The sequence below is a fragment of the Actinoplanes sp. NPDC049548 genome (assembly GCF_040676695.1).
In the GTDB taxonomy this organism is placed as follows: Bacteria; Actinomycetota; Actinomycetes; order Mycobacteriales; family Micromonosporaceae; genus Actinoplanes.
Map to the genome: position 1 here is coordinate 188,172 of NZ_JBFAPM010000002.1, position 13,256 is coordinate 201,427.

General features: G+C 72.4%; 12 protein-coding genes. 7 read left to right on the plus strand and 5 right to left on the minus strand.

What is annotated here, in order from left to right; all coding sequences use genetic code 11:
- Positions 1 to 30 precede the first annotated feature (30 nt).
- The 4 genes from AB0J80_RS04995 to AB0J80_RS05010 all read right to left on the minus strand — a co-directional run bounded on the left by AB0J80_RS04995 (position 31) and on the right by AB0J80_RS05010 (position 4,339).
- Positions 31 to 825: an endonuclease/exonuclease/phosphatase family protein gene (locus AB0J80_RS04995; protein ID WP_364700515.1), complete on the minus strand. Its 795-nt coding sequence runs from the start codon at positions 823 to 825 to the stop codon at positions 31 to 33.
- A complete protein-coding gene (locus tag AB0J80_RS05000; protein WP_364700517.1) occupies positions 815 to 2,263 on the minus strand; it encodes a phosphatase PAP2 family protein in 1,449 nt (482 codons plus the stop codon). Before AB0J80_RS05000 ends, AB0J80_RS04995 begins: the two co-directional genes overlap by 11 nt.
- Before the next feature lie 35 nt (positions 2,264 to 2,298).
- Positions 2,299 to 3,291, minus strand: coding sequence for a YihY/virulence factor BrkB family protein (locus AB0J80_RS05005; RefSeq protein ID WP_364700519.1), 993 nt, complete (start codon positions 3,289 to 3,291; stop codon positions 2,299 to 2,301).
- 76 nt (positions 3,292 to 3,367) lie between these two features.
- Positions 3,368 to 4,339, minus strand: coding sequence for a diacylglycerol kinase family protein (locus tag AB0J80_RS05010; protein ID WP_364700521.1), 972 nt, complete (start codon positions 4,337 to 4,339; stop codon positions 3,368 to 3,370).
- Positions 4,340 to 4,440: 101 nt separating this feature from the next.
- Here AB0J80_RS05010 and AB0J80_RS05015 point away from each other — a divergent pair, with 101 nt between their 5' ends.
- The 4 genes from AB0J80_RS05015 to AB0J80_RS05030 are packed head-to-tail and all read left to right on the plus strand — an operon-like array spanning position 4,441 to position 7,123.
- Positions 4,441 to 5,256, plus strand: a complete 816-nt coding sequence (locus AB0J80_RS05015) for a YndJ family protein (protein ID WP_364700523.1) — start codon at positions 4,441 to 4,443, stop codon at positions 5,254 to 5,256.
- A gap of 18 nt (positions 5,257 to 5,274) precedes the next feature.
- Positions 5,275 to 5,781 carry a DUF1990 domain-containing protein gene (locus AB0J80_RS05020; RefSeq protein WP_364700525.1) on the plus strand — a complete coding sequence of 169 codons (507 nt, stop codon included), beginning with the start codon at positions 5,275 to 5,277 and terminating at the stop codon, positions 5,779 to 5,781.
- Entirely contained in the window at positions 5,778 to 6,554 is a 777-nt protein-coding gene (locus tag AB0J80_RS05025; RefSeq protein ID WP_364700527.1) for an MBL fold metallo-hydrolase, read from the plus strand. The genes AB0J80_RS05020 and AB0J80_RS05025 overlap by 4 nt, the downstream gene beginning before the upstream one ends.
- On the plus strand, positions 6,551 to 7,123 hold the full coding sequence (locus tag AB0J80_RS05030) for a VTT domain-containing protein (RefSeq protein ID WP_364700529.1): 573 nt from the start codon (positions 6,551 to 6,553) through the stop codon (positions 7,121 to 7,123). The genes AB0J80_RS05025 and AB0J80_RS05030 overlap by 4 nt, the downstream gene beginning before the upstream one ends.
- Positions 7,124 to 7,130: 7 nt before the next feature.
- Here AB0J80_RS05030 and AB0J80_RS05035 read toward each other — a convergent pair whose 3' ends face one another.
- On the minus strand, positions 7,131 to 8,066 hold the full coding sequence (locus AB0J80_RS05035) for a serine hydrolase (protein ID WP_364700531.1): 936 nt from the start codon (positions 8,064 to 8,066) through the stop codon (positions 7,131 to 7,133).
- 101 nt (positions 8,067 to 8,167) lie between these two features.
- Between AB0J80_RS05035 and AB0J80_RS05040 the strand changes: the two genes are divergently transcribed.
- The 3 genes from AB0J80_RS05040 (at position 8,168) to bla (ending at position 13,152) form a co-directional block, all read left to right on the plus strand.
- Entirely contained in the window at positions 8,168 to 9,157 is a 990-nt protein-coding gene (locus AB0J80_RS05040) for a hypothetical protein (protein WP_364700533.1), read from the plus strand.
- Positions 9,158 to 9,377: 220 nt separating this feature from the next.
- Positions 9,378 to 12,182 carry a glycosyl hydrolase gene (locus tag AB0J80_RS05045; protein WP_364700535.1) on the plus strand — a complete coding sequence of 935 codons (2,805 nt, stop codon included), beginning with the start codon at positions 9,378 to 9,380 and terminating at the stop codon, positions 12,180 to 12,182.
- Positions 12,183 to 12,273: 91 nt separating this feature from the next.
- Positions 12,274 to 13,152, plus strand: coding sequence for a class A beta-lactamase (gene bla, locus AB0J80_RS05050; protein ID WP_364700537.1), 879 nt, complete (start codon positions 12,274 to 12,276; stop codon positions 13,150 to 13,152).
- Positions 13,153 to 13,256: the final 104 nt, after the last annotated feature.

Genomic DNA, 13,256 nt, shown 5'->3' on the forward strand with positions numbered 1-13,256 from the left:
CCTCGAGGGCGGCGTCGTGGGTCAGCACGCTCAGCGGGGTGTGGTGAGGTCCAGGTCGACGGCGAGCGGGTAGTGGTCCGAGGCCCATTCGGCCTCGTCGCCGTGGATGACCCGGGCGTGGGAGGCGCGGGCGGCCAGCTCGGGGCGGGCCATCAGGTAGTCGAGCCGCATTCCCGTGTTGGAGAACTCGTGGCCGCCGCCCTTGGTGGTCGGGACCGTGAGGCCGTCGCCGACTCCCGCCGAGCGCCAGACGTCGACGTAGCCCGCCGCTCGGAAGGCCCCGATCGCCCGGGTGTCCGGGTGGCCGTCGCGGTCGAGGTGGCGGCGGCGGTAGAGCTCGGGCAGGCGAGCGAGGCGTTCGGTGTGGGCGGTGTCCGGGTCGAGCCCGTTGAGGTCGCCGGTGATGACGGTGAGCGGGGCGCGGAAGCGGTGGGCGAGCCAGCGGGCCTCGCGCATCCGGCGGTACGGCTGGAACGGGTTGAGGTGCGTGCTCACCACGGTGAGCGGTCCGGCCGGGGTGGGGATCTCGGCCGCTGCCGCCGCGTGGTGCAGGCGCCAGCGGACCGTGGCGCGGCGGGTGAACGTCAGGGGCGGGCGGACCAGGACGGCGACCGGCTGGCCGAAGGCGGAGGGGGCGAGGTGCGCGACCATGCCGAGCGCGTCGGCCACCTCGCGCATGCGGCGGCCGTCGTGGCGCTGGAAGTCGCGCAGTTCCTGCAGGGCGGCGACGTCCGGGCGTTCGCGGGCCAGCAGCGCGACGACCGAGTCGAGCCGGCCGCCGTTGCCTCCGGTCTTGATGTTCCAGGTGAGCAGGCTAGTCGGCATCGCGCACGCCCGCGTTCGGACGGATCGAGAAGTAGAGCACCGTCAGCCAGCCCGCGGTGAGCATCGCCGCGCCCAGCATGTCGGTGGGGTGGTGCATGCCGCGATACATCCGGGAGACCGCCACGCCCAGCGGCATGACGACGGCGAGGACCACGAAGATCCAACGCCACCAGTACGCCCTGAGCCGCGGCACCAGCAGCACGGCGATGGCGGCGTACAGGCACATCGTCGCGGCGATGTGGCCGGACGGGAAGGACGAGGTGGGCAGCTTGCCGTCGAGGTGCTCGACCGGCGGGCGGGGGCGGCCCACGGCGGCGGCCGTGCAGAGGAACAGGGTCAGCTCGCCGAACATGGCCAGGACGACGTAGAGGACCATGCGCCAGTGCCGCCAGACGGCGAGGGCGATCGGGCAGAACACCAGCGAGACGATGAGGATGGCGTGGGTGTCGCCGGCCTTGCTCCACGCGTAGCTGACGTCGTCCCAGGTGGGGGTGCGGAAGCCCTGCAGCCACCGGGGCACGCCGTCGTCGAAGTTCTGCAGCCAGCCGGGCAGGTGGTTGGTGACCGTCCAGCCGAACGCGTACAGCACGCCGAAGATGAGCACCCAGCCGACGATGATCTCCATGGCGCCCGCCCACGGGTGCGGGAGCAGCCGCTCTCCGGGGATGCCGGGGCGCACGTCGGCGGAGGCCTCCGGCTCCAGGCCGTCCTCGAGGGACGTCTCCGGGCGGCCGGTCTCCCGGCGCCAGACCCGGAAGGCGTACGCGGTGACGCCCAGCCACGCGGCGCCCAGCAGCCAGCCGGCCAGCACGTCCGAGGCGTAGTGCACGCCGAGCGAGATCCGGGTGAGCCCGATCGCGAGGACGATCACCGCCATCACGGTGACGAACCACTTGCGGCGCCGTGCCGAGACCGCCGGGAGGAAGACGAGCAGCAGGGCCCCGTACACGATCATCGATCCCAGGGCGTGGCCGCTCGGGAAGCTGTTGCCGGGTGCGTGGGCGACCGGGTCCGCGACGACCGGGCGGACCCGGGCGACCAGGGCCTTGAGCGACGGGTCGAGCAGCAGCGCGCCGGTCCCGGCGACCACCAGGTAGACCGCGAGCCGGATCCGCTTGCGGATCAGCAGAGCCACCACGGCGATGGTGACCAGCCACAGCATGATCGGCCGTCCGCCGAGCCGGGCGACGAACTCGAGAGCGCCGACGAACCCCGGGTGCGGGGCGACGAGCCGGTTGAGGGAGTTCGCCACGCCGTGGTCGAGGCGCTCCAGCGGGCCCCAGTTCGCGCGGACGAGCACGAGCAGCAGACCGAAGCCCAGCCCGAGGGCGATCACCACGAGCAGGCCCACGACGCTGCGCTCGGCGAAGTGCAGCATCGGCCGGCGTTCGACGGGCTCCTCGGCTACCGTCCTGTCCTGGTGGTGGTCGATGACCATGTCCGCGCTCCTGCATCCGTTGGGGTGCGCCGGAATTACCCCACGCGCTTCTCCGGTACACCGGATTTCTCGTCGCCCGGCTCCCAGTGGTCCCGCAGCGCCGGCCGGGTGATGCCGACCCGCTGCGCCTCGAGCTGCGCGGCGAACGCCAGGCCGAGGAAGAGGGCGACCCCGGTGAGATTGGCCCACAGCAGCAGCGCCATCATCGCGGTCAGCGGGCCGTACGTGGCCCCGAAGCCGTCGCTGACCAGGACGTACCCGGCGAGCAGCAGGCTCGCGACCCACCACAGCACGGTCGACAGGGCGGCGCCGAACAGCAGCCAGGTGAGGCCCGGCTGGCGGCGGCGGGGCGCGTGCCGGAACAGCAGGCCGACCGCGAACACGATCAGCACCAGGCTGAGCGGCCAGCGGACGATGTCGAAGGTCAGATGGGCGCGGTAGCCCCAATGGGCATGCCTTGCTATCGAGTCGCCGGTCGCGTGCCCGGCGACCAGCAGCAGGAAGCCGAAGAGCGCGGGCAGGCCGGCGACCGCCGCCAGCACCGCCGCGCGGGTGTACTTCTCCAGGGCCTTGCGGTCGCGCTCGACGCCGTAGATGCGGTTGGCGCCGCGCTCGATCTGGGCCATCGCGGTGGTCAGCGCGACCAGGCCGGTGAGCAGGCCGAGCGCGAGGGCGAGCTCGCCGGCGTCCTCGGTGCGGTCGTCGTCGTTGAGCAGGTCCCGGACCAGCGGCTCGCTGGCGCCGGGGGTGAGCGCCAGGACGGTGTCCGCGACGACCCGCCCGCCTTCCTCGGCGCCGAGGTCGGTGGCGAGGCCGGACAGCGCGATCATGAACGGCACGATCGCCAGGCACAGCTGCAGGGCCAGCGCCCGGGAGTGGCTGAAGCCGTCGCCGTACCGGAACCGCACGAACGCGTCCCGCAGCAGATGCCACCGTCCATAGTGCCGCAGCGCCAGGAACGCGTCGTCCGCCGAGAGCTCGTCGCCCGGCATCATCTTGGTCTCGGGTACGGGCGAGGTGCTGCTCATGGCGTCGCCTCGCTTCGCTCCCCGACACCATGAGGCACAAAAGGCGCTGAGCCTAATGGTTCGGTCGCAAGCTCCCTCACTTGGCCTCCTCCGCCGCGGCGCGCACCTCCTCGGCGGCCTTCTCGGCGGCGCCGCTGTCGTACGCGAGGTCGGGGTCGCTGTCCGGCTGGGGTACGCACAGCAGCAGCGCCCGGTGCCGGACCCCGATCGACATGCTCTTGCCCGGCTCGATGAGATCGCCGTCGAGCTGGCGCGGCTGCGGCCGGACGCTGCGGATCTCGACGCGCTCGGCGGTGTACGTCTCCATCCGCGGCACCCGCTCCCGGCGACGGACCACGGCCCAGCCCAGCGCGGCCCAGTGGGCCAGGTTGCGGGGGCTCAGGATCGCGACGTCGAGGCGGCCGTCGGCGGGGTCGGCCTCGCTGAGCAGCCGTACGCCGCCCTGCAGCCGCCCGACGTTGCCGACGATGACCGTCCGGGGCCGGCGCCGCAGCGGGGGCTTGCCGTCCAGCGAGATCACCACCGGCATCGGCTTGTCGCGCAGGTGCTTGAGGGCGCCGCCCACGTACGCGATCCAGCCGATGTGTTTCTTCGCGGTCTCGGACGTCCCCTCGAGCATCTGCGCGTCGAAGCCCATGCCGGCCATCACGGCGAAGCACTTGTCGCCGCAGACGCCCACGTCGATGCGGCGGCGGCCGCCCTGCAGCGCGATCTCCACGCCGGTGGCGGCGTCGCCGGTGAGGCCGAGGTTGGCCGCCAGCAGGTTGCCGGTGCCGGCGGGGATCACGGCGAGCGCCACGTCGGTGCCGGCGAGCGCGGAGATCACGGCCATCACCGTGCCGTCGCCGCCGCAGACGAAGACGAGCTCGGCGCCCTCCTTCATCGCCCGCAGCGCCTGGCCGCGACCGGAGTCCTCCGGGGTGGTCTCCAGCCAGAGCGGCTCGGGCCACCCGGCCGTGGCGAGGCCTTCGACGATGGTGCGCCGGAGCAGGTCCAGGTCGGGCACCTTCACGGGATTCACGACGACGGCGGTACGGGGTCCAGTCACGGCGTCAGTGTGCCCAACCGACCGCCCTTCGGAAACCCGGGCGCGGAGGGGTTACAGTGGTCGCAGAAACTTGAACACGTTCAAAAGACGGGGTGATCGCCATGCGGGTGCTCGTCAATCTCCTGATCGCGGTGGGGATGCTGGTCGTCGTGCCGGCCGGGCTGCGGCTGCTGGCCGATCCGGCCGCGGGGCTCGCCCGGCGGCTCTGGCCCTTCGGCGCCGCGGCCGGGGCGGTCAGCCTGTGGTTGCCGCGCGGCAGCGTCGCCACGGCGCTCGCCACCGGGTACGCGATCACGGCCGCGGTGCTCTGCGCGTACGCGATCAGCAGACCGGCCCCGCCCCGCCGCGAGTGGCCCGCCGAGGCCGCGGTGCTGACCGCCTTGATCGGACCGGCCGTGGCGGCGAGCGCCCTGGTCGCCGAGCGCAGCGGATATCACCTGTTCGGGTTCGAGCTCGGCGTGCTCGGCCTGACCGTGGCGCACTTCCACTTCGCCGGTTTCGCCGCCGCGCTGATCGCCGGCCTGCAGACCCGGACCCGCCCCGGTACGGCCGCCGACGCCGCCGCGCTCACGGTCCCGGCCGGCACGCTGCTCGTGCTCCTGGGGTACTTCACCGCGGAGTGGGTGGAGCTCGCCGGCGCCCTCGTGCTGACCGCCGGCATGTGGACGGTCGGCTGGCTCACCTGGCGGCATGCCCGCGCCGGCGCCCCCGATCGGCTCACCGCCACGCTGATCGCCGGCTCGGCGCTGGTGCTGGCCGGCTCGATGGTGCTGGCGGTCAGCTGGGCGCTCGGCGAGGCCACCGGGCTGCCGCACCCGTCGCTCGCCTGGATGGCGGCGACCCACGGGGTGGCGAACGCCCTCGGATTCGCGGTGTGCGGCATGGTGGGCTGGCGCCGCGCCGGGGCATTGGTGTGACACGAGGAGAGGACGACGATGACCGGGTTCACCTACGCCGAGGTCGGCGCGACACTGCACGAACCGCTGCCGGCCGGGTACCGGCACCTGCACTACCGCACCTACGTGGGCGGCGAGGAGGTCTTCGAGCGCGCCGCCGAGGCGATCCTGACCTTCGGCATGCACCGCCGCACCGGCGCCCGGATCCGGACGGCCGCCGAGCGGGCCGCCCCGGGCGTCCGGCTCACCGTCGGCGCCGGGCCGCTGAGCGTCCCCTGCGAGGTGGTCTGGACCGCCGACGACGAGGACCGGGCCGGATTCGGGTACGGCACCCTCCCCGGCCACCAGGCCAGCGGCGAGGAGGCCTTCACGGTCGAACGCGACGCGCGCGGCCGGGTCTGGTTCTCGGTGACCGCCTTCAGCCGCCCGGCCCGCCCCCTGATGCGCCTCGGCGGCCCGGCCGCGGTGCTCGCCCAGCACCTGTACGCGCGCCTCTGCGGCCGCGCTCTCAAGAAGCTGTGCGCCTCACGTACGGTTGATCGGTGAGCGACGTCAGCGTCACCTGGTGGGGGCACAGCACGATGTGGCTGGCCGACTCGGGGACGTGCCTGCTCACCGACCCGTTGCTCACCGACCGCCTGATCCACCTGCGCCGGATGGCCGGGCCCACCCCGGCGCTGCCCCGCACACCCGACGCGGTCCTGCTGTCCCACCTGCACGCCGACCACTTCCACCTGCCGTCCCTCAAGGCGATCCCCGGCGAGCCGCTGCTCGTCGTGCCGCGCGGGGCTGCGGCCTTCGTCGCCAAAGGGCTGGGCCGGGCGTACGGCGACCGCTGCGTCGAGCTGGTGCCGGGCGACGAGACGACGGTCGGCGCGGTGACGGTCCGCGCCGTACCCGCAGCCCACGACGGCGGCCGCGGCCCGTGGTCGAAACTGCGCACGGTGGCGATGGGCTTCGTCGTCGAGGGCGCGGCGCGCACCTGGTACGGCGGCGACACCGGCCTCTTCGACGGCATGACCGGCTTCGGCCCACTCGACCTGGCCCTGATCCCGGTGGGCGGCTGGGGCCCGACCCTCGCCGCCCACGGCCACCTGGACGCGGCCGCCGGTGCCGAGGCGCTGCGCCGGGTCAAGGCCGCCTGGGCCGTGCCCGTGCACTACGGGACCTTCTGGCCGGTCGGCATGGGCCGGATCCGCACCCACATGTTCCGCGAACCCGGCATGGAGTTCGCCCGCCGGGCCGCGATCTCCGCACCGGACGCCCAGGTCCGGGTGCTGCGCCACGGCGAGACCCTCACGATCGAGCCGGCCGCGTGATCTCCGAGCTCGCCGCCCTCGCCTGGCTCTTCGCCGTCGTCTCCTTCGGGGCCATCGTCCCGATCGTCCCCACCGGCGCCGCCGTCAGCGGCGCGGCCGCCCTGGCCTTCCACGACAACCCGTTCCTGGTCGTCCTGGTCATCGCCGCGGGCGCCGCCGGCGCCTACGTGGGCGACCTGGTCATGTACGCCGTGTGCCGCGCCGGCGGCGAGCAGCTGGCCCGCCGCCTGCGCTGGCTGCGCGACGAGGAGCACCTGGGAGCGGTCAAGGAGCGGCTGCAGCGCAGCCAGATCCCGGTGCTGCTGGTCTCCCGGCTGCTGCCCGGCGGCCGCGTCCCGGTGCTGCTGGCGGCGGCGTTCGTCGGGCTGAGCTGGCGGACGTTCGTGGTGGCGAACCTGCCGGCCTGCGCACTGTGGTCGGTGGTCTACGCGGGCATCGGGGTGGCCGGCGGCTCGATCTTCCCCGAGCCCTGGCAGGGCGTGGTCGCGGCGATCATCCTGGTCCTGGTGATCAGCCAGATCGTCAGCATGGTCAACAAGCGCCGGGCCGCGGCGACGGAGAACGCCTGAGGCCGGCTCAGTACTTGAGGTGCTGACGGGTCAGCGCGGCGACCTTCTCGACGAGCGCGATGCCGCTCTCCATGGACTGGTTGTTGTGGGACAGCACCGCCACGGACACGTCGGTCTTCTTGTCGTCGGAGACCACCCGGCCGATCGTGTTGACCGCCCACAGGCCGCCGTCCGCCGAGCGGGTGTCCCAGCCGTTCTTGACCGTCGAGGTCTCGGCCGTCTTCGCGATCGACGGGACGCCCCAGTCCTGGGCCTCGTTGACCGTGCTCATGAGGGTGAACGCCGTCTTGCGGGAGCCGGCGTCCAGCGGGCCGTTGGTGTCGACCAGCTTCGAGAGCAGCCGGACCTGGTCGTTGACCGTGGTCTTGGTCAGACCCCACGCGGTGTTGACCGTCGTCTGCTTCAGGCCCAGCCGGTCGTTGCACTTCGTGATCGCGCTGCGGCCGCCCAGGTGCTGGAAGAGCGACGTGGTCGCGTTGTTGTCGCTGAGCCGGATCATCGGTTTGGCCAGGTTCATCTCGCCTGCGGTCGGCTCGCGGCCGGCGTCCTGGGACTTCAGCAGGAGGCAGGCCAGGACCTGGACCTTCACGATGCTGGCGGTGTCGTACCGCTCGGTGCCCCGGTAGGAGTAGCGCTCACCGGTCTTCCTGTCGAGGACCGCGACGGAGAACTCGGGGGCGGTGGCGGCGTACTTCTTCAGGGCCGCGTCGAGCTTCTTGACGCGGGCGGCGCGTTCGGCCCTCGCCAGCTCCTCGGGGCTCGGCCCGGTCGGGGACGGGGCCGCGCTGGGGCGGGGCTCGTCGCCGAACGTCAGGGAGCTGGGCAGGAGGCCACCACCGGTGCCGCCGCCGCTGTCGTCCCGCAGGCCGAGACCGATGAGGGTCCCACCGCCCACGATCACCGCTGCCGCCACCGCGAAGATCAAGGATCGGGTACGTCGCACCCATGCATAGTGCCGTGCCCGGCGCGAGATCCCAAACTCGTGAACTCTCGGCATGATCACGTTCACGGTTGGTCATGGTGCTGGTGGGCACAATGGGGAGCATGGCTCTGCTGCCCTCCCCCGCCGCGCTCGTCGACCTGTCCCGTTTTGCCGTCGGGCAGGTGGTGGAGACGGCCGCCACCATCGCCACGGTGCCGATCAGGCTGCTGGGCCTGCTCGGCCAGACCGAGCTGCTGCTCAGCCGGGTGACCGTGCTCGCCGAGCGCGCGGACAGCCTGATCGACCGGGTGGAACGTGCGGTGGGCGACGCCGAGGCGCTGATCACCCGCGTCGGCGGCACGGTGGGCGGCGCCCAGACGCTGATGTCCCGCCTCGACCACACGGCCGCCGAGGCGGAGACCCTGGTCGCCCGGGTGGACCGCACGGCCGTCGGCGCCGAGACGCTCGTGGCGCGGGCCGACCGGGCGGCGGCCGGCGCCGAGACGCTCGTGGCGCGGGTCGACCGCACGGCGATCGAGGCGCACGATCTGATGTCCCGCCTCGACCGCACGGCGACCGAAGCGGAGGGCCTGGTGGCCCGGGTCGACCGGACCGCCGGGGACGCGGGCACGCTGGTGGCCGGCGTCGGAGGCACCGTCGTGGACGCGGCGGAGGCGATCCGCGAGACCAAGGCCATCCTCGCGGCGGTCGCGGTCGCGGTCGAGGAGGTCACCCGCATCACCGGTACGGCCGCGGGCGTCGTGGAGCAGGCGCAGAGCACGTCGGCCGACGCCAAGGAGCTGCTCGACGGGTACGCGCCGACGCTGCGGCGGGCGGCACCGTTCGCGGCCCGGTTCGTCGAGGAGCTGACGCCCGAGGAGGTCACGGCGGCGATCAGGATGATCGACGAGCTGCCGCGGCTGCGGGAGCACCTGAGCAACGACGTGATGCCGCTGCTCGGCAAGCTGGATCAGGTCGGCCCGGATCTGCACGCGCTGCTGGAGGTCACCAACGACCTGCACCTGGCGATCGTCGGCCTGCCGGGCCTCAAGCTGCTGCGCCGCCGTGGCTCCGAGCGCGTGGCCGAGGAGAGCTCGTCCGACGGCCGTTAATCTCAGGCCCGTCGTCAATCGTTACGGACCGCGGCGACAAAGTCACAGAATTGGCGGGAAGTCGACGCGGACGCCCAATTTACAACTGTGAACATTGACGGGTGAAAGTGTGACCGCTTAACCTCACCGAAACCTGTGAGAGCGCTCTCACACCCTTCGCCGCGAATCCCCACCTTCTCGCGGTACAGGGCGACCCCCGAGCCCACCGGAGGCACCCGACATGCATCCCACGCTCCCCCCACGCCGGCGCCGCCTCGCCGGTCTCACCACCGCCGTCCTCGTCGCCCTCAGCGCGGGCGTCCTCGCCGTCACCGTCGCGGCCTCCGCCGACGCGGCCACCGTGGGTGCCGGCAGCTACACCGAGACGCTGCCCGCGGGCGCCAAGCTCCCCACCGGCTGCGGGAACCTGTCCACCAACCCGCGGCAGTACGTCACCTCGAACGCCCCGGCGGGTGCCGTACCCACCAACGACTGGTGGTCCTCGCTGCTGTTCAAGAAGGGCGACGACTGCAACTTCTCGCAGCCGCTGTTCGCCGGGCCGGCCGCGTACCGGCCGGTGGCGGGCGGGCTCGGGCTCTCGTACCAGACCGACGCCGCGATCAGTGGCAGCGCCACCGGGCTGGGTGAGTACCACTACCCGTACGCGCAGCACGTCGTGGTCGGCGTCGCCGGGCTGAACGCCTCGCAGGCGCTCGTCGACGGGTGGAGCGACTGGACGGTCACGCCCTCGTGGAACGACGGCACGCGCACCCTCAAGGCCACCATCGGCCGGGGCCTGCCGCTGTCGTACTACCAGGTCACCGGCGGCGACGCCCTGCTGACCATCACCGGGCCGCCGACCGCGTGGCAGAACAGCGGCAACCGGATCGGGTTCTCGATCGGCGGGCACGACTACGTCGCGTACGGGCCGGCCGGTTCGACGTGGACGGTCAGCGGCAGCACGATCCGGTCGAGCCTGGCGGGCAAGGGCTACTTCTCCGTCGCGGTGCTGCCGACCCTGTCGAGCGCGAGCACGGCGGACAAGGTCGCCCTCGCCGACACCTACGGCCAGTACGCGCACAACCACGTCACCGGCACCCGCGTCTCGTACACGTACGACCAGGGCTCGGGCACGGTGAACACGACGTACGCGATCACGACCACCGCCCGGGAGGGCAGCGGCTCCGGCACCGTCATCGCGCTGTACCCGCACCAGTGGCGCTACCTCACCGGCGCGTCCCCGCTGGCGAGCACCTACGTCTCGCCGCGCGGTGCCATGAAGATCGTGACGGGTACGTCGTTCAGCACGTCGATGAAGTACACGGGCGTGCTCCCCGAGCTCCCGGCGGTGGCCGACTCGAGCGGCGCCGACCAGTCCCAGGTCACGGCGTTCCTCAACAACGAGCTCAACAACCCGTCGGACTTCCGCGGCGACGACACGTACTGGACGGGCAAGGGCCTGGGCCGCGCCGCCCGGATCGCGGAGATCGCCGACCAGCTCAACCTCACCTCGGTCCGCGACTCGGCGCTGAACGTCATCCGGACCCGGCTCACCGACTGGTTCACCGCGTCCTCCGGCAAGAGCGCGCGCGTCTTCTACTACGACAAGAACTGGGGCACGCTGATCGGCTACCCCGCGTCGTACGCCTCCGACGAGGACCTCAACGACCACCACTTCCACTACGGGTACTTCGTCGCCGCGGCGGCCACCCTCGCCAAGTTCGACCCGTCGTGGGCCTCGAGCGCCCGCTACGGCGGCATGGTGGACCTGCTGATCCGCGACGCGAACAACTACGACCGCACCGACACCCGGTTCCCGTACCTGCGGGACTTCGACATCTACGAGGGTCACGACTGGGCCTCCGGGCACGGCGCGTTCGGGGCCGGCAACAACCAGGAGTCCTCCTCGGAGGGTCAGAACTTCTCGAACGCGCTCATCCAGTGGGGTCAGGCGACCGGCAACAACAAGATCCGCGACGCCGGCATCTGGCTGCACACCACGCAGGCCGCGGCGATCAACGAGTACTGGTTCGACGTCCGCAACGAGAACTTCCCGGCGACCTGGGGTCACAACTACTCGGGCATCGTCTGGGGCTCGGGTGGCGCGTACGCGACCTGGTTCTCCGCCGACCACGCGATGATCGTGGGCATCAACATGCTGCCGATGACCGGCGGCCAGCTCTACCTCGGCGACTACCCGGCCGTGGTCCGCAGCACGTACGCGGAGCTGGTCCGCAACAACGGCGGTGAGCCGACGGCCTGGCGCGACATCCTCTGGCAGTACCTGGCCCTGGGCGACCCGGACGCGGCGCTCGCCAAGTTCAAGGCGAACACCTCGTACACGCCGGAGGAGGGCGAGAGCAAGGCCCACACGTTCCACTGGATCCGCAACCTCGCCGCCCTCGGCCAGGTCGACACCGGCGTCACCGCGAACCACCCGCTCGCCAAGGTGTTCACCAAGAACGGCGCGAAGACGTACGTGGCGTCGAACATCACCAACGCGGCGCTGACCGTGACGTTCTCCGACGGCAAGTCGCTGAGCGTGCCGGCCGGGCGTACGGTCGCCGGCGGCGCGACGAACTGGACCGGCGGCAACGCGACCGGAGGCGGCACCACCACGCCGCCGGACACCCCGGAGACCCCGTGCACCAGCGGGCCGCTGCTCTCCCAGGGCCGCACGGCCACCTCGTCCTCGACGGAGTCCGCGGCCTACGGGGCGAACCTGGCGGTCGACGGGGACACCGGCACCCGCTGGTCCAGCGCCTTCGCCGACCCGCAGTGGCTGCAGGTCGACCTCGGCTCCGCGCAGTCGCTCGGCCGGGTCGAGCTGAACTGGGAGGTCGCGTACGGCAAGGCGTACCAGATCCAGACCAGCACCAACGGCACCACCTGGACCACCGCCGCGACGGTGACCGACGGCGCGGCCGGAACCCGGACGCTGCCGGTCTCCGGCACGGCCCGCTACGTGCGGGTCAACGGCACGGAGCGCGGCACGCCCTACGGCTACTCGCTCTGGGAGTTCAAGGTGTACGGCGCCTGCGGCTGATCACCTGACCGGCCGGTGACGGCGGCCCTCCCCCGCGGGAGGGCCGCCGTTCTTACGTGTATTTGACGGACGAACCGGCAGGGTGGCCGTCATGCATGCCTTCCTGCCCCGACGAACCCTGCTCCTCGGCGGCGCCTCCGCGGCCGGCCTCCTGCTGATGCCCGGCGCCGCCCACGCGTCGTCCGGCCTGCCGGAGCTGGAGCGGAAGTACGAGGCGCGGATCGGGGCCTTCGCCCTGGACACGGGCAACGGCCGGATGGTCCGGCACCGCGCCACCGAACGCTTCCCGCTGCTGTCCACGTTCAAGGTCCTCGCTTCGGCGGCGGTGCTGCGGCGGGCCCGCACGTGCGACCCCGGCCTGCTCGACCGGGTGATCCACTACCGCACCGAGGACCTGGTCGAGTACTCGCCGATCACGAGCGCACATGTCGAGGACGGCATGACGGTTGCCGCGCTGTGCGAGGCCGCCCTGACCTACAGCGACAACACGGCGGGAAACCTGCTGCTGCGGCAGCTCGGCGGACCACAGGCGGTGACCCGGTACGCCCGCGGCCTCGGCGACCCGGTCACCCGCCTCGACCGGTGGGAGACCGAGCTCAACGACTGGTTCCCCACCGAGGAACGCGACACCACCACGCCCACGGCGATGGGACGGAACCTGCAGGCCCTGACGCTGGGCAGCGCCCTGCACCCCGGCGACCGCGAGCGGCTGACCGGCTGGCTGCGCAGCAACACCACCGGGAACGCCCGCATCCGCGCCGGCCTGCCGGCGGACTGGACCATCGGCGACAAGACCGGGTCCTCGGACTCCTACGGCGCGGCCAACGACATCGCACTCGTCGAACCGCCCACCGGCGCGCCGCTCATCCTGGCGGTCTACACCAACCGGCGGGCGGCGGACGCCGGCTACGACAACACCCTCATCGCGCGTACGGCGACCGCACTCGTTCGCTCTCTCGGGCGGCTCTGAGCTGCTCCTCGGGGTACTGGCTCGACTTCGGGCCCGCCACCAGCCGGTCGTAGAAGCGGTTCATGACGTCGGCGACCGGCCCGTAGCCCGGAGGCTCGGCGCGG

Bases quoted from the DNA above. Each gene is read 5' to 3' on its own strand.
- AB0J80_RS04995 (WP_364700515.1), bottom strand. From the start codon at position 825: ATGCCGACTAGCCTGCTCACCTGGAACATCAAGACCGGAGGCAACGGC.
- AB0J80_RS05045 (WP_364700535.1), top strand. From the start codon at position 9,378: ATGCATCCCACGCTCCCCCCACGCCGGCGCCGCCTCGCCGGTCTCACC.
- AB0J80_RS05005 (WP_364700519.1), bottom strand. From the start codon at position 3,291: ATGAGCAGCACCTCGCCCGTACCCGAGACCAAGATGATGCCGGGCGAC.
- AB0J80_RS05020 (WP_364700525.1), top strand. From the start codon at position 5,275: ATGACCGGGTTCACCTACGCCGAGGTCGGCGCGACACTGCACGAACCG.
- AB0J80_RS05000 (WP_364700517.1), bottom strand. From the start codon at position 2,263: ATGGTCATCGACCACCACCAGGACAGGACGGTAGCCGAGGAGCCCGTC.
- AB0J80_RS05015 (WP_364700523.1), top strand. From the start codon at position 4,441: ATGCGGGTGCTCGTCAATCTCCTGATCGCGGTGGGGATGCTGGTCGTC.
- AB0J80_RS05040 (WP_364700533.1), top strand. From the start codon at position 8,168: ATGGCTCTGCTGCCCTCCCCCGCCGCGCTCGTCGACCTGTCCCGTTTT.
- bla (WP_364700537.1), top strand. From the start codon at position 12,274: ATGCATGCCTTCCTGCCCCGACGAACCCTGCTCCTCGGCGGCGCCTCC.